13 protein-coding genes are annotated in these 14,842 nt (G+C 65.2%); all 13 read right to left on the minus strand.

What is annotated here, in order from left to right:
- Window positions 1-3 precede the first annotated feature (3 nt).
- Complete coding sequence (gene tsaD / locus AC6H34_RS12120; protein ID WP_448149733.1) at window positions 4-1,098, minus strand: tRNA (adenosine(37)-N6)-threonylcarbamoyltransferase complex transferase subunit TsaD; 1,095 nt, start codon at window positions 1,096-1,098, stop codon at window positions 4-6.
- A gap of 118 nt (window positions 1,099-1,216) precedes the next feature.
- Entirely contained in the window at window positions 1,217-1,927 is a 711-nt protein-coding gene (locus AC6H34_RS12125; RefSeq protein WP_497538975.1) for a ribonuclease activity regulator RraA, read from the minus strand.
- Window positions 1,928-2,101: 174 nt separating this feature from the next.
- The gene (locus tag AC6H34_RS12130) at window positions 2,102-3,820 is read right to left on the minus strand and encodes a glycerol-3-phosphate dehydrogenase/oxidase (RefSeq protein ID WP_497538976.1); all 1,719 of its coding nucleotides are present in this window, start codon (window positions 3,818-3,820) and stop codon (window positions 2,102-2,104) included.
- A complete protein-coding gene (locus AC6H34_RS12135; protein ID WP_448149730.1) occupies window positions 3,817-4,593 on the minus strand; it encodes a DeoR/GlpR family DNA-binding transcription regulator in 777 nt (258 codons plus the stop codon). The genes AC6H34_RS12130 and AC6H34_RS12135 overlap by 4 nt, the downstream gene beginning before the upstream one ends.
- On the minus strand, window positions 4,590-6,125 hold the full coding sequence (locus AC6H34_RS12140; RefSeq protein WP_497538977.1) for an FGGY-family carbohydrate kinase: 1,536 nt from the start codon (window positions 6,123-6,125) through the stop codon (window positions 4,590-4,592). Before AC6H34_RS12140 ends, AC6H34_RS12135 begins: the two co-directional genes overlap by 4 nt.
- Window positions 6,126-6,377: 252 nt before the next feature.
- The gene (locus AC6H34_RS12145) at window positions 6,378-7,232 is read right to left on the minus strand and encodes a DeoR/GlpR family DNA-binding transcription regulator (protein WP_448149728.1); all 855 of its coding nucleotides are present in this window, start codon (window positions 7,230-7,232) and stop codon (window positions 6,378-6,380) included.
- A 282-nt stretch (window positions 7,233-7,514) separates the two neighbouring features.
- Window positions 7,515-8,468: a D-ribose ABC transporter substrate-binding protein gene (locus AC6H34_RS12150; RefSeq protein ID WP_497538978.1), complete on the minus strand. Its 954-nt coding sequence runs from the start codon at window positions 8,466-8,468 to the stop codon at window positions 7,515-7,517.
- A 74-nt stretch (window positions 8,469-8,542) separates the two neighbouring features.
- On the minus strand, window positions 8,543-9,634 hold the full coding sequence (locus tag AC6H34_RS12155) for an ABC transporter permease (RefSeq protein WP_448149726.1): 1,092 nt from the start codon (window positions 9,632-9,634) through the stop codon (window positions 8,543-8,545).
- A 22-nt stretch (window positions 9,635-9,656) separates the two neighbouring features.
- Window positions 9,657-11,198 carry a sugar ABC transporter ATP-binding protein gene (locus tag AC6H34_RS12160; protein WP_497538979.1) on the minus strand — a complete coding sequence of 514 codons (1,542 nt, stop codon included), beginning with the start codon at window positions 11,196-11,198 and terminating at the stop codon, window positions 9,657-9,659.
- On the minus strand, window positions 11,195-11,851 hold the full coding sequence (locus tag AC6H34_RS12165; protein WP_448149724.1) for a DUF2291 family protein: 657 nt from the start codon (window positions 11,849-11,851) through the stop codon (window positions 11,195-11,197). The genes AC6H34_RS12160 and AC6H34_RS12165 overlap by 4 nt, the downstream gene beginning before the upstream one ends.
- Before the next feature lie 518 nt (window positions 11,852-12,369).
- Entirely contained in the window at window positions 12,370-12,822 is a 453-nt protein-coding gene (gene derI, locus AC6H34_RS12170) for a D-erythrulose-4-phosphate isomerase (protein WP_448149723.1), read from the minus strand.
- A gap of 39 nt (window positions 12,823-12,861) precedes the next feature.
- Entirely contained in the window at window positions 12,862-13,629 is a 768-nt protein-coding gene (locus AC6H34_RS12175) for a triose-phosphate isomerase (protein WP_497538980.1), read from the minus strand.
- Window positions 13,630-13,888: 259 nt separating this feature from the next.
- Window positions 13,889-14,821, minus strand: a complete 933-nt coding sequence (locus AC6H34_RS12180) for a sugar phosphate isomerase/epimerase family protein (protein WP_497538981.1) — start codon at window positions 14,819-14,821, stop codon at window positions 13,889-13,891.
- Between the last annotated feature and the right edge of the window lie 21 nt (window positions 14,822-14,842).

Here is a 14,842-nt window from a genome sequence, read left to right on the forward strand (position 1 = left end):
CGGTCAAGCCTTGGCTCCCTTGCCGACTCCCTCGCGGCCAAGGCCTCCCTTGCCGGAGCCCGGTGCATTGGGATCGAGCGGCCAGCGCGCGCGGGGACTGGTGTCGAGCCCGTCGGTGAAGCCGGCCGACAGGCGCTCGGCGCCGGCCCAGGCGATCATGGCGCCATTGTCGGTACACAGTGCCGGCGGCGGCATGACGATGCGCAGGCCCGCCTCCGCGCCGAGGCGCAGCAGGCCACGGCGGATGGCAAGGTTGGCGGCGACGCCGCCCGCGATCACGAGCGCGGTCGGGGCAGCGCCGGCCACGTCGCGGAAGCGGCGCAGGCCCACGCGGGTGCGGTCCACCACCATGTCGACCACGGCTGCCTGGAATGAAGCGCAGATGTCGCGGATGTCCTTGGCGGCCAGAGGCGCCAGTCTCTCCGCTTCCAGGCGCACGGCGGTCTTGAGGCCGGAGAGGGAAAAGTTCGGATCGGGCCGGCCCTGCAGGGGGCGGGGAAAGGCGAAGCGCGCGGCATCCCCGCTCATCGCCTGCGCTTCCACCGCCGGTCCGCCCGGGTAGCCCAGGCCGAGCATCTTGGAGACTTTGTCGAAGGCTTCTCCGATGGCATCGTCGATGGTGGTGCCCAGACGGACATAGTCGTTGAGGCCCCGTACGGCGACGAGCTGCGTATGCCCGCCGGAGGCGAGCAGCAGCAGATAGGGGAAGGCGACGTTGTCGGTGAGGCGCGGCGTCAGCGCGTGGGCCTCGAGATGGTTGACGGCGATCAGCGGCTTGCCCAGCGAGAGTGCAAGGGCCTTTGCCGTGGTGAGGCCGACGATGACGCCGCCGATCAGACCCGGCCCCGCGGCCGCCGCGATGGCATCCAGATGGTCGAAGCGCACGTCGGCCTCTTCCATCGCCTGCTCGATGATATGATCGATCACCTCGGCATGGGCTCGTGCGGCGATCTCGGGCACCACGCCGCCATAGGCGGCATGCTCGGCGATCTGCGAAAGCACGACATTGGAGAGAATCTGCCCTTCGCCATCCTGGTTGCGCAATACGATGGCGGCGGCCGTTTCATCGCAGGTGGTTTCTATGCCGAGAACGAGCATGGGAGGGACGTGTACCGTGTGAGAAGGATCGGCTCCCTATAGCACGATATGGGGAGGGGAATAGGGACTCAGGGCAGGGTTGCACCGCAAGCGGAGCTCCGCCCTGCAGGATGGCCTTTCATGCTTCGCCGTCCTCCTTCGCCCGTTCGTAACGCGTCTTGGTCTCCGCATTCATCGGATAGAGGCCGGGAAGCGCGGCGCCTTCGTCGACCTGGCGCATGATCCACGCTTCGGCGCGCTCCTGTTCCGGCGCGTCCGACAGGACTTCGTCGAGGAAGGCGGCCGGAATCACCACGGCGCCGTCATCGTCGGTCACGATCACGTCGTCGGGGAATATGGCGACGCCCCCGCATCCGATCGGCTGCTGCCAGCCGACGAAGGTGAGGCCGGCCACCGAGGGCGGCGCCGCGACGCCGCTGCACCATACCGGCAGTTCCGTCTGAAGCACACCCGCCGCATCCCGGATGACGCCGTCGGTGATGAGGGCGGCGACGCCGCGCTTCTGCATGCGGCCGCAGAGGATGTCGCCGAAGATGCCGGCATCCTGAATACCCATGGCGTCGACGACGGCAACGGCCCCTTCAGGCATCGCCTCGATGGCAGCGCGCGTCGAGGTGGGAGACGCCCAGGCCGCGGGGGTGGCGAGGTCCTCGCGCGCCGGCACGAAGCGCAGGGTGAAGGCCGGTCCGACGATCCGCTTCTGGCCTGCCCTGAGCGGCCGGGTGCCCCGCATCCAGACGTTGCGCAGGCCCTTCTTGAGCAGGACCGTGGTCAAGGTGGCGGTGGAAACTCGCGAAAGGGTTTCGATCTGGGCAGGATCAAGCGGCATGGGAACCTCGAAATGCGATGAGAAAGGAGATATCGCGTCGGGCGCCCGCTTGGCGACAGCTTTCTTTGGAGCGGCGGCCACATATCGGCGCTCCGAAGCAGGCTGTCCGGCCTGGCATGCGGAAATCACGAGCATTCTGCGATTCATGACGGCTTCATCCGAAGATGAAATGCGCTAGGCGATCTTCAGCAGGTTCCTCTCGGCCAACTGGGCTACGACACCGTCCACTTCCGTGGCGATGCGCGCGGAATCCCAGCCCAGGACTTCGCCGGCCACCCGGGCGATGGCTTCGAGGTCATGGCGGTTCAGCGCGCCCGTTATGGCGAGCGCGGTGCGGCGCATCACGATATCGGCCAGATGTCCGATGTTCTCCCGGCGGGCGATGTATTCGATCTCGGCCAGGCTGAAGGAACTGGCTTCCAGCTTCTCGTCCCGCCGGCCGCTGGCGCTGAGATGGCGCGCGACCTCGGCCGCCGTGGTGCCATAGCGGGCGAGCAGCGGCTCCAGGCGCTCCTGCGGAAGGCCGGAGGCGGCGGCGGCCTTGCTGATCCAGTCCGCGCGGGCGGCACCATCGGTCGGGAAATCCTTGCCGCCCCCGATCTGCAGGTCTTTCGTGCTGACCTGCCTGCTCCGGCCGAGGCGCTTGAGCACGCTGTCGGCGACTTCCTCGGCAAAGCCGCGGAATGTCGTCCACTTGCCACCGACCAGGGAGATCACGGGGAACGGACGAGTCGCATCCGGTTCAAGCACGGGCGCGGAATGGTCGCGGCTGATCAGCCCCGGTATCGCCGCGTTGGACGCCGGCAGCGGCCGGATGCCGGCATAGGCGTAGACGATCTGCGATCGGTCGAATTGCAGGCCGGGGAGCAGCGAGCGGATGCTGGCGATGAGATAGTCGATCTCCGCCGCATCGGCCTTCACCGTATCCGGATTGTCGGCGGGAATGTCGGTGGAGCCGACGAGCGCCAGCCCGAGATAGTCGTAGACCAGGCAGATGCGCCCATCGTCAGCCTCGAAATAGATCATCTGCCCCTTGAGGGCCTTCACCAGTTCGTCGTGTCGAAGCAGGATATGCGATCCCTTGGTGCCGCCGATCATCTTCGACGGCATGCCGAGGCTGGCGTTGACATGGTCGATCCACGGCCCGGCCGCATTGATCACCAGCCTGGGCCGCACGGAAAAGGGGCTGCCGCCGTTCCGGGGCTGGAAGGTGAGCACGCCGTCTGCCGACGAGGCGAGGTCGGTGTAGTTGAGTGCGGCCGAGCCCGGATTGGTGGACATACCATCCGCCACGAGTTCGTAGACGAGGCGTTCGGGCAGGCTGACCTTGGCATCGTAGTAGGTGCCAGTCGCGACGATCGAGGGAGTGAGCGCGGGAAGTTCGGCCAGGGCCTTGCGGCGGCCGACCATGCGATGGCGCGGCATGACCCGGTTGCGCGAGCCATAGTAGTCGTAGATGGCCAGCCCCGCCTTGATCAGCAGCGCGCCACGGCTGCGTGGGGCGCTCTTGGAACCGAACAGGGTGCGAAGCGCCGCGCCGATGCCTTTCGTCCAGGAGAAGATGGGGATGACGGTCGGCAGAGGGGTGACGCAATGCGGCGCGTTCCTGAGCAGCAGGTTGCGCTCAAGGGTCGACTGCGCCACCAGGCCGAATTCGCCCGTTTCGAGATATTTCAGTCCGCCATGAATCAGGCGTGAGGGAGCGGCGCTGGTGCCGGACCCGAAATCGCCCTTGTCGATGATGAGGCAGTTGACGCCCTGGGCGCTGAGGTCGCGGAACAGTCCGGCGCCGTTGATGCCCGCGCCGAGGATGACCACATCGACGGTGCCGCTCCCCGCCATCGCGGCCACGCGATCCGCGACGCCGGGATTGATTTTCGTATCCGCTGTCATGCTGCCACCGTCTTGACGATCTGAAGCCGTACCCCGGCTTCGCGAAGTTGATTGGCGACCGCCGCATCGAGGCCGTCCGTGACGAGGACGGCGTCGAACGCGGTCAGGTCGTCGAGGGCGTGCAGGGCGATCTTGCCGAATTTGGCGTGCTCGAGCAGGAGGATCCGCTTGGTGCAGGCGCGCATCATCGCCTGCTTGACCCGCACGACATGCTGATCCTGGATATAGGCGGTGCCGTCGCAGACGGCGGAGGCGGAACAGATCAGGAGATTGGCGCGCAGCCGGGCGATGGCGTTCTCGCAGAGCAGGCCGATGAAGGCATTGTAGGTGGAATGATACTGGCCGCCAAGGCAGATGTAGTCGACGTCGCCTGCCTCCGCCAGCGCCGTGCCGGCATGGAGGCTGTTGGTGATCACGGTCAGCGGCTTGACCTCGGCCAGCAGCGGCGCGACGGCTCCGGCCGTCGAGGAATCGTCCAGCATGACCACTTGTCCGGCCTCGACATGCGGCAGCACGGCGTGGGCCAGCGCCTCCTTTTCAGCCCGGCCGATGCTCTGGCGGTAACGGAACGTGCTCTCGTAGACCCCGGAGGGAAGCACGGTCACCATGCCATGAAGCTTGCGCACGATTCCCTGTTGCGCCAGCTGGTCGACATGGCGGTGGATCGTCATGCGGGACACGCCGAAATGGTTGACCAGATCCTCGATGCGGATCTGGCCGTAGCGCATCACATAGTCGGCGATATCCTGGCGCCTGTCCTCCGCCTTGCTCATGCCGGGCTTCCGGTCTGCTTCGCACCGAGGCTTTCCAGCCTGTCCCAATGCGGCTTGAGTGCCTCGGCAATGCCGGTATAGACGGCGAAGCGTTCATCGTAGGTCCTGGCGCGCGCCGGATCGGGCTCGAAGACGCGAGCCCTCGCGACGAGCGCGCGTGCGCCGTCCTGGGGCGATGCGAACTGCCCGACCGCCGCGCCCGCGCACAGGGCCGCGCCGAAGGCAGCGGCCTCGTCGACGCCGGCCACCGTCACCGGCAGGTTCAGGGCATCGGCAAACATCTGGGCAAAGGAGGCATTGCGCGAGACTCCACCGGTCAAGCGAACCTCCCGGCAGGGGAAGCCCTGCCGCAGTGCCTCGACATGGAAGCGGTGGTTGAAGACGATTCCCTCGAGCACCGCCTTCAGCATGTCGCTGCGGTCGTGCCAGCCATGGAGGCCGACGAAGCTGGCGCTGGCGAGATTGCCGAAGGGCGAGCCGAACAGATAGGGATGGAACAGGATCGTCGAGGGACGCCCGAGGGCTTCGTCGATCTCCTTCGCCAGCATGGCATGGATGGACTCTCCCGAGGCTGCCGCTTCGGCATGGTCCTTTCCGCAAAGCGTGTCGAGGAACCAGTCGTAGTTCGCGGCCGACGCCGGGGAGATCGACATGTTGTTCCAGCGCCCCGGGGCGATGGCGTTGCGGCAGAACCAGCGCGCATCGAGTTTCGGGGCCGTGGAGACCACTTCGTTGATCGAATAGGTGCCGGCGACGATGCTGACCACGTCGTCCTCGTGGCCGCCGATGCCGAGTGCGGAAGCGGTTACGTCATGCAGACCGCTGGCGACCGGCGTGCCCCGGCCGAGGCCGGTAAGCGCCGCTGCCTCGGCCGTGACTTCCCCGACGATCTCGGCGGAATGGCGGATCGACGGCAGCGCGCCGGACAGGGATTCGAGGCCGTAGAGGCGCAGCGCCTCGGCCGAATACTCTTGGCTGCGGACATTGGTGAACGAGGTGCTGGCCTCCGTCCGGTCGGTGCCCACGGTGCCGGTGAGGCAAAAGCGCAGCCAATCCTTGCAGGCGAGGACGTGAGCGATCCGGGCGTACCGCCCGGGCTGATTGTCCCTGATCCAGGCCAGCAGGGCCGATGGTGCGGAGGCATGCGGCATCTGCCCGGTCTCCGCCAGAGCGGGGTCGAACAGGCCTTCCTTCTCCCAGCGGTCGACCACCGCCCAGGCACGGCTGTCGAGCGAAAGGATGCCCGGCCCCAGCGGCTTGCGCTCCGCGTCGAGAAGGTAGAGGCCATCGCCATGGGCGGTGGCGGCGACGGCCTTGATGTCGTCCGCCGGCCTGCCGCTGAGCGCGATGGCCTCGCGGATCGCCTCCGCCGTCGCCTGCCACAGCCCTGCCATGTCGCGCTCCACCGATCGCGGGGCGGGCATCGACTGGGGCACGCGCCGGCGCGCCACCGCGAGTTGCCGGCCATCGAAGTCGAAGATCACCGCCTTGGTGACGGTGAGGCCGTTATCGATACCGAGCAGGCTGGGCATGACGGACGCTTTCCTCTCGCGAATGATATGTGAGGCAGAAGTGAACATATTGAAATGAGAATGTCACGATAATTAATGTTACATTTTTCCGCTTGTAACATTCTCGCCGGTGGCCGCTACGGCGCGAAGCGCCGGGCGCCGTGAACATGGTTCATGGCGCGGCAAATGCCGAGAGGAGCCGTTGGTCCTGCAAGGACGGCGTTCACGGCCTGGGCAGATTGGCCCGCAACGTGGGAGATCGCCGCAGCGGCGTTACGTTTCCACGCCCTTCGTGGGGGCCACCACCACGTTGATGCCCTTCGCCCGCATGCGGTCGAGATGCACGGCCGGCGTGCCGTCGTCGACGATGACGATGTCGAAGTCGGTCAGCGGACCGAAGCCGTGCAGGGCGCGCCGGTCGAACTTGGTGTGATCGGCCAGCAGGATGCGCGTCGAGGCCGAATCGAACATGGCCCGCTTGGTATCCACCATTTCCAGGAATTGGTGGAACACGATGTCGTCGGTGATGGCGGACATCGACATGAACAGCGTGTCGGCGCGCAGATACGATGTCTCGTGCGAGGTCATGCGCCCCATGAAGGCATTGCACCAGTTGTAGTATTGGCCGCCCAGACCCAGCAGGGAGAGATCTCGCATGCCCCTGAGCTCGTTCATCAGGGTCAGCGAATTGGTGATGACCGTCAGCGGCACCTTAGAGGGGAAATGGCGGGCCATCTGAAGGACGGTGGTGGAATCGTCGAGGAAGATCGCCTGGCCCGGTTCCACGAACCGCATCGCGGCCAGCGCGATCGCCTTCTTTTCAACCAGTTGCCGGCTGAAGCGGTAGACGTCGCTGGACTCGATCAGGCTGGTCGGCGCGGCCGAGGCCGTGCCGCGGGTCTTGCGCAGGATGCCGCGGCTGACCAGGTCGTCGAGGTCGCGATGTGCCGTCATCAGGCTGATGCCGAAGCGTTCGGCCAGGTCCTCGATGCGCATCGAGCCTTCGGCCATCACGGTTTCCGTGATCGACTGGCGCCGCGCGACCTGTCGCGCGAGGCGGGAATCGCCCTGCACGGCTTCCTGCCCGAGGGGGGTGTCGCTCTGATCATCGTCGTCCAGAGTGTTCATCTTGCCTGCACCATTGCCGGAAGGAGGGGATAACACGTCCGTGATCGAGATCGCAAAGGGCGAGACCGGCTTTCACCAACGCAATCGGGCATCGCTTCGCGTGCGGCGCGGATTTCCCGCGTGAGGTCGCGGTATCGATGGACATCACCCTGTGATGTTCGCGATGGATTCGCCCATCCGTTCAGGCCAAAACGATCGGGACGCCTCAGTTGCGCGTCCGCCCAAAGCTCGATCGGCCTCGGAATCGAATGGGGAAGCGCTCGGCGCGCTTCCCCGGCATCGTCAGTTCGACAGCGTGAAGGCCGCCGTGTACTTGTCGATGTTGTCCTTGTTGATGATGACGCAGTCGAAGAGCTGCTTCTCCGAGGCGGCGCCGGTCTTGCCGGTCTTGATGAAGGAATCGGCCTGCTCGACAGCCTTCACGGAGAACACGGCCACCGGCTGCAGGACGGTGTACTGCAGGTCGCCTGCCTTGATGGCGGCCACCGCATCGGGCGAACCGTCGAAACCGCCGACCTTGACGCTGGAGAGCTTGCCGGCTTCCTTCAGGGCGGCGATGGCGCCGAGGGCCATTTCGTCATTGCCGCTGATCACGCCGATGATGTTCGGGTTGGCCTGCAGCATGCTCTGCATCTTGTCGTGGCCCTGGGTGCGGTCCCAGTTGGCAACCTGCGAGGCGGCCTTGTTGAGGTCGGGATACTGGGTGAGGACGGTCTCGTAGCCGTTCGAGCGCGTGGCGGCGTTGTTGTCGGAGGGCGCGCCGAGCAGTTCGGCATAGTTGCCCTTCTCGCCGACGAGCTTCACCCATTCCTGCGCGCCGAGGGCCGCGCCCTGGGCGTTGTTGGAGACGAGCTGACCCTTGGCGAGGCCTTCCTGGTTGATCTCGGCATTCACCAGGAACACCGGGATGTTCGCGGCCACGGCCTTCTTCACGGCGCCGATCGAGCCGGAGGCGTTGGCCGGATCGAGAATGATGGCGACGGACTTGTTGGTGATGGCGGTGTCGATGAGGTTGCTCTCGACGTTGGTGTCGCCCTTGTGCGCGCCGACATTGGCGTCATAGCCGAGCTTCTTGGCCGTGGCGGCGGCGACATTGCCCTCGGTCAGCCAGTAGGGGTTGGCCGGATCGTTGACGATGATCGAGATCAGGCCGCTGGCCCAGGCGCCGGTCGCGCTCATCAGCGGCATCGTCAGCGCGAAGGCTGCGGCCATCAGAAGCTTTGTCTTGCTCGTCATTTTGGACATTTCCTTATAGTGTGGCGATATACGGTTGCTAACGCTCGTCTTCTCTCAAGGGATGACTTGTCGGCTTAACCCCCTTGTTTCGGAGAAGTGGTTTGGCCGCCGGCGGCTGGGCGCTTGGTGCGGCGGCGATACTGGATGGCATTGAGCAGCACCGCGAGCACGATGACCGCGCCGGTGAAGACAGTCTGCCAGTAGGACGAGATGCCGATGATGACGAGGCCGTCGGAGAGGAAGCCGATCACGAAGGCGCCGAGCAGCGTGCCGCGGATGTTGCCGCGTCCGCCGGTAAGGGCCGCGCCGCCGATGACGACCGCGGCGATCGCGGTCAGCTCGTAGGTGGTGCCGGCGGTGGGGCCGGCCGAGGTGAGCTGCGAGGAGAGGATAAGCCCGCCGATGGCCGCGCACATGCCCGAGAGCATGTAGACCGTGATCTGCACCGCCTTGACGGGCACGCCCGACAGTTCGGCGGCGCGCTCATTGCCGCCCGAGGCGTAGAGCCAGCGGCCGAAGGGGGAGCGGTTGAGCACCAGGCTGACGATCAGGGCGATCACGCAGAGCACGATGACGCCGATCGGGACGCCGGCCAGGCGGTTGAAGCCCAGCCAGTCGAAGCCAGTGTTGCCGAGCTCCGGCTTGCCGCCGAGATTGTTGTAGGTGAGGCCGTTGGTCATCAGCAGCGCGAAGCCGCGCACCACATACATCACGCCGAGCGTGGCGACGAAGGCCGGAACGCGGAAGCGGGCAATCAGCACGCCGTTGATGAGACCGATCACCGCGCCGACGACGCAGCACAGCACCGCGACCGCCCATACCGGCGGATAGAGAATGATGCCGAACCAGGTGAGCGTGACGCCCTGCATCAGGAAGCCCGCCACCACGCCGGCAAAGCCCAGGGTCGAGCCGACCGAGAGGTCGATGCCGCCATTGAGGATCACCAGCAGCATGCCGACCGCCAGGATGCCGAAGATGGCGACGTGCTGGGCCATCGTAAGGAAATTGGCGACGGTGAAGTAGTTGGGCGACAGGAAGGAGAACACGACGATGATCGCGATCAACGCGAAGAAGGCGCGCCCTTCGAGCAGAAGGCGGCCGATGTCGAATCCCTGGGAGACGGAGGCCGCTTGGTTGGATTTGAGAGTAGGACCGACTTGGGTCATGGTCTGGCTCCGTTCTTTTTGATCAGCCGACGACCACGGCTTCGCCCGAGGCGGCCATGATCTGCTCCTTGGTCACGTCGGAGCCGAATTCGGCGGATATCTTGCCGCGGCGCATCACGATGATGCGGTGCGCGATACTGAGGCATTCGGCGACTTCCGAGGTGGAGAACACCACCGCCAGGCCCTGGCTGGCCCGCTCGGCGAGTATACGGAACACCTCGGCCTTCGCGCCGATGTCGATGCCTCGGCTGGGTTCGTCCAGCAGGATCACATGCGGATGGGTGGCGAGGATCTTGCCGATCACCACCTTCTGCTGGTTGCCGCCGGAGAGCGAGCCGATGGCGGCCTCGCCGCCGGCTGTCTTGATATGCGTGTCGCGGATCGACTGGCCGATCAGCGCCTGCTCGCGCCCCGGGGACAGCAGGAGGCCGCGCACGAAGTCGCCGATGCTGGCGAGCGACAGGTTGGAGCCTACCGTCATGGTCTGCACGAGGCCGTCGCGCTGACGATCCTCGGGCACGAGGGCGAGGCCTCTCTCGATACGCTCGGCGATGCTCAGGTCGGACACCTCCTGACCTTCCAGGAACACGCTGCCGCCCGTTCTCGGTACGCGTCCCGCGACGCATTCGAGCATTTCGGTGCGGCCCGCGCCCATCAGCCCGTAGATGCACACGATCTCGCCGGCCTTCACGTCGAGCGACATGCCGTCCACCACCGAGCCGACGCCCGAAGCGTCGGCCACCGAGAGGTCGCGGATCGAAAGCGCGATCTCGCCGAAGGCATAGCCGGTGGGGGGAGAACCGAGGTCGAAATTCTCGCCGACCATGTTGCGCACGATCCATTCGAGGTCGATGTCCTTGCGCGGCGCCGTGGCGGTGATGGCGCCGTCTCGCAGCACCACCGCGAAATCGGTGATCTGCAGCGCTTCCTCAAGGTGATGCGAGATGTAGACGATGGAGACGCCGCGCAGGGTGAGGTCGTGGATGACCTTGAACAGAACCTCCACCTCGCTGGCGCTCAGCGCAGAGGTCGGTTCGTCCATGATCAGGATCCGCGAATTCACCGAAAGCGCGCGGGCGATCTCGACGATCTGCTGCTGTCCGAGGCGCAGGTCCTCCACGCGGGTCAGGGGATCGATGTCCTCGGCCAGTTCCTTCATGAGGACACGCACCTGGCGCGCCTCCTCCGCGAAGTCGACGCCGGTCGGCGTGACGATCTCGCGGCCCATGAAGATGTTGTCGCGCACGCTCAGGTTGGGCGCGAGGCTCAGTTCCTGGTGGATGATCGAAATGCCCTGGTCACGTGCGTCGGTCGAGGAGGCGAAGGAGACTTCCCGGCCGTCGAGCACGATGCTGCCGGAGGTCGGCGAGACGACACCCGAGAGGATCTTCATCAGCGTGGATTTGCCGGCCCCGTTCTCACCGAAGAGGGTGGTGACCTTGCCGCGATGAATATCGAAGTTCACCCCCTTGAGGGCGTGCGTGCTGCCATAGATCTTGGTGACGTTGCGAGCCGCGAGAACGGTCTCGCCGGAGCCCGCCAGCTGTTCGGCCACGGCGCTCATTGGACCTCCAGCTTCACCGGCGTGATGAGCCAGCTCTTGGGGTTTATGAGCTGGAAGGCTCCGACGACGTCGAGGGTCTTGCCGGTGAGGTTGGAGTTGTCGATCTTCGACAGGACCTGCTTCTTCATCTCCTTGTTCAGGGCCGAACCGGCATTCTGGTATTCGATCTGGTTTGTGAACTGGCCGAAGCTGATCGTCCCGGTGGCGTCGCGGATGTCGGTACCGTTGATCGCAGGGCCCGTCTGCACGCGGATCACCACTTCCGGGGGAACGCCCGGCACGGTGATGGTGTAGATGCCGGATTTGCCGGCTCCGGCGACGCCGGTGAGCTTGATCGAGATTTCCGGCCCGACGCTGCCGGGCACCCCATATTTCTTGCCGGCCTCGTCCTTGTTGGCGGCGACGGCGGCCGCGAAGACGTCGGCGGCGACGGCCTTGTCAACGATGGCCGCCTGGATTTTCGGGAATTCGGAAGTGCCGAAAGCCTCCGGCGAGAAGACGTCCGCCTGTACGTCGGCCGCTGAACCGATGACGACGACCTTGGTGTCGAGCGCCATCGCGGCGACGAGGACAAGTGCCGCGACGGCGGCCAGCGCCCATCGCAGTCCAGGCCGGCGGCGCGGTTTGAGTGACGTGCTTGCGGAAACGCTCATGGTAGGACCACCTGTGCTGAAAAGCCCTGGGGCAGCGGGATGGAAGGGAATGCGGCGCCGGCCCTCGAAGCAGGGAATGCAATTTCTGCGGCTCTTGGCCGGCTTCTTTCGCTTCTTGCGTTAGATATCTCAGACTTGCGATAGAAGGCCGAAAGCGGCGCTCTGGACGAGAATGCGCCCATGTGAAGCCGGCCGCTGCCTTGGGACAGACTCTTCAATGTTGAGGATCCCGACGTGAAGTTATCGGGGAATCCGGAGTGAAATGGCCAAATAGGAGCCATTCCGACTGAAATCTCTGTGAGAGCGCCCATGGCTTGTGTCCCGGAAGCCTTCGTCCGATGCAGGCTTTGGCCTGCCGATGCGAAGCTGCCGTCATTTTCGAGGCCTTCACGATTGTGTGGATCGACCGCGATATTATTGTGTTATCAATCTTCTGAGATACGAGATAATCACGATATTTCGGTCGGCGACGCGGCGGAGGCGGCGCCCGAGACGCGCCACCGCCTCCAACCCTGCGGTCACCCGTGATACTTCGAATCCAGTTCGTTGATGGCGGCGACGTTCGAGGCGCTGCGGCCGTTTTCGTCGAAGGTCTGGGCCAGATAGGCGTCGGCGATCGACTTCGCGAGTTCGGGGCCGATGACCCGCGCGCCCATGGTGATGATCTGCGCATTGTTGGAAAGCGCGGCGCGCTCGGCCGAGTAGGTGTCGTGGCAGAGCGCGGCGCGGATGCCCGGCACCTTGTTGGCGGAGATGGACACGCCGATGCCTGTGCCGCAGATGAGGATCGCCCGGTCGTACTCACCCTTCAGCACGCCTGAAGCGACGCGATCGGAGAGATTGGCGTAGAATTCGCTGGCGTTGTCCGGCGCCTTCGAGACTTCCGAAACCTGGAAGCGGCCCTTGAGGTGCTCCGCCAGGGTATGGGCGAGATCGGCTCCGGCGCTGTCTCCGGCAATTGCGAGTTTCATGACACGTCCCTTTCACGAGGAGATGGGTTGTACCCGGGTTCAGAGCACCGCGCCGACGCGGGCGAGGATGTCGAGGTAACCGGCGACGTTCCAGGCCGATCGCCCGATAAAGAGGCCATCGACATGGGGAGAAGTGGCTAGTTCAGCGCAATTGCCCGGGTTTACGGAGCCGCCATAGAGACAGGGAATTCGGCGCCCGAGCACGGATTGCGCCACGGAGATGATGCGGGCCTGGCGGGCGTCGGCGTAGTCGGCACTCGCCGGGACGCCGTGTTCGCCGATGGCCCAGACCGGTTCGTAGGCGAGGAGGATGGGGGCAGCGAACTGGTTGGGAGAAAGGGTGGCGAGCGCCCCGCGCACTTCCTTCTCCAGCACTTCGTCCGCCCGCCCGCTTGCCTTGTCCTCAGCCGTCTCGCCGATGCAGATCAACGGGATCAGGCCATGCCCGACGGCCGCGGCCACCTTCCGGCCGACCGTCTCGTCCGTCTCGCCGAAATGCTCGCGCCGCTCGGAATGCCCGAGTTCGACCAGGTCAAGCCCGCAATCGAGAAGCATCAGGGGCGAGATCTCGCCGGTCCAGGCCCCATGGTCCGCCCAATGCATGTTTTGGGCCCCGACCTTCACGGAGGTCGATGCGAGCAGTCGCTTCACCTCGCGCACGGCTGTGAAGGGCGGAATCACGAAACGCTGGATGCGGGAATCGGCCTTCGCCTCCGCCGCGAGCAGCCCCTCGGCGAAGGTCTCCGCCTCCGCAAGGGTCTTGTTCATTTTCCAGCTGGTGCCGACCCAGAAGGGAGATGTCGTCATGCTCGGGGGCTCCTGTCAAACGCATGCGAGGCGCATTTTCGCGCCCGCCCGCAGGCTACCAACCACCCAACATCCAATCTTCAGAGCCATCGCTTCCTCGACCGGCGCGTTTGGTTTCTTGTTGTGATTAACAACGCCTATGGAGTGATAAATAACATTTTATATCACATATGCAATCGAAAAAGCGACGGGTCTCATGAAAAGGGGCGGCATTTCACGACGCACTGCACGCCAGGCTTTGGGGGCGACCTCCGCCCCTTCACAGATTCAGCGAAGCCGCCCCCGTATCGATATGGGGCGCCCAGAAGGCCACGGATTCGGCGATCTGCTCTATGACCTGCCGGTCATTCGGCTCACGTTCCTTGAAGGAGAGCTCGAGGCAGATCTCATTGTCCGCCGCTCCTCCCTCGCGGAAGGCGGCGAGCAGCGGCTCGGGGTGGATCCGGCCCCTGGCATTGAACTCCGCCGTGAAGGGCCGGTGCCCGCCCTTGTCCATCAACGATTGCTTGATATGGATGATCGGCGAGACGGGCGGCACGGCACGGGCCCAGGCATAGGGGTCGTAGTCGTCCGGGTTGGAACTGGTGACGTCGCCATGGTCGATGTCGGCCATCATCCACATGGGCACTGCCATCGCGGCGGCGGTCAGCCGGTTCTGCAGGGCGAGGCAGGTCTCGATGGTCTCGCCGAATTCGCGGCCGATCGACATCGGCTCCCAGAAGACATAGGAGAGGCCCGCCGCCTTGGCGTGATCGGCAACCTCGGCCCAGCAGTCGATGGCGATGCGGATCAACTCTTCACGCCGTGCCGGATCGTCATAGTCGCGATAGGTGAAGATCGCGAACTGCGTGCCGACCGAACTGCCGCCGAGATCGGCGGTGATGTCGGCGAAGGTCTTGAACCAGTCGACGTAATAGCGCCGGACATCCCGGTCCGGATGGCCGAAATGGTTGAGCCGCCCATAGGGGCCGGTCATGCCCGAGGTAACCCGCACGCCCGTGCGCGCGAGGGCAGCCTGCATCTCGCGCGTGAGCCGGCGGATGACGGGAGCCGGCCATGAGGGGTTGATGAACTCGTGGGTCAACTGCAGGTCGCGGATCCTCAGCCGGTGCGCGACGGTGTCGACGAGGTCATCGGGCTCCGCGAAGCGGTTGACGAGCGGATTGGTGTTGAGGGAGAGCGTCAGGCCCATGGGGACTCCGATGGCACGAGC

Source organism: Labrys sp. ALF-8 (genome assembly GCF_059699065.1).

Excerpts from the sequence above, each read along its gene's own strand:
- AC6H34_RS12165 (WP_448149724.1), bottom strand. The coding sequence starts at position 11,851 with ATGAGCGTTTCCGCAAGCACGTCACTCAAACCGCGCCGCCGGCCTGGA.
- AC6H34_RS12150 (WP_497538978.1), bottom strand. The coding sequence starts at position 8,468 with ATGACGAGCAAGACAAAGCTTCTGATGGCCGCAGCCTTCGCGCTGACG.
- AC6H34_RS12160 (WP_497538979.1), bottom strand. The coding sequence starts at position 11,198 with ATGAGCGCCGTGGCCGAACAGCTGGCGGGCTCCGGCGAGACCGTTCTC.
- AC6H34_RS12140 (WP_497538977.1), bottom strand. The coding sequence starts at position 6,125 with ATGCCCAGCCTGCTCGGTATCGATAACGGCCTCACCGTCACCAAGGCG.
- derI (WP_448149723.1), bottom strand. The coding sequence starts at position 12,822 with ATGAAACTCGCAATTGCCGGAGACAGCGCCGGAGCCGATCTCGCCCAT.
- AC6H34_RS12130 (WP_497538976.1), bottom strand. The coding sequence starts at position 3,820 with ATGACAGCGGATACGAAAATCAATCCCGGCGTCGCGGATCGCGTGGCC.
- AC6H34_RS12155 (WP_448149726.1), bottom strand. The coding sequence starts at position 9,634 with ATGACCCAAGTCGGTCCTACTCTCAAATCCAACCAAGCGGCCTCCGTC.
- AC6H34_RS12145 (WP_448149728.1), bottom strand. The coding sequence starts at position 7,232 with ATGAACACTCTGGACGACGATGATCAGAGCGACACCCCCCTCGGGCAG.
- AC6H34_RS12125 (WP_497538975.1), bottom strand. The coding sequence starts at position 1,927 with ATGCCGCTTGATCCTGCCCAGATCGAAACCCTTTCGCGAGTTTCCACC.
- tsaD (WP_448149733.1), bottom strand. The coding sequence starts at position 1,098 with ATGCTCGTTCTCGGCATAGAAACCACCTGCGATGAAACGGCCGCCGCC.
- AC6H34_RS12175 (WP_497538980.1), bottom strand. The coding sequence starts at position 13,629 with ATGACGACATCTCCCTTCTGGGTCGGCACCAGCTGGAAAATGAACAAG.
- AC6H34_RS12180 (WP_497538981.1), bottom strand. The coding sequence starts at position 14,821 with ATGGGCCTGACGCTCTCCCTCAACACCAATCCGCTCGTCAACCGCTTC.
- AC6H34_RS12135 (WP_448149730.1), bottom strand. The coding sequence starts at position 4,593 with ATGAGCAAGGCGGAGGACAGGCGCCAGGATATCGCCGACTATGTGATG.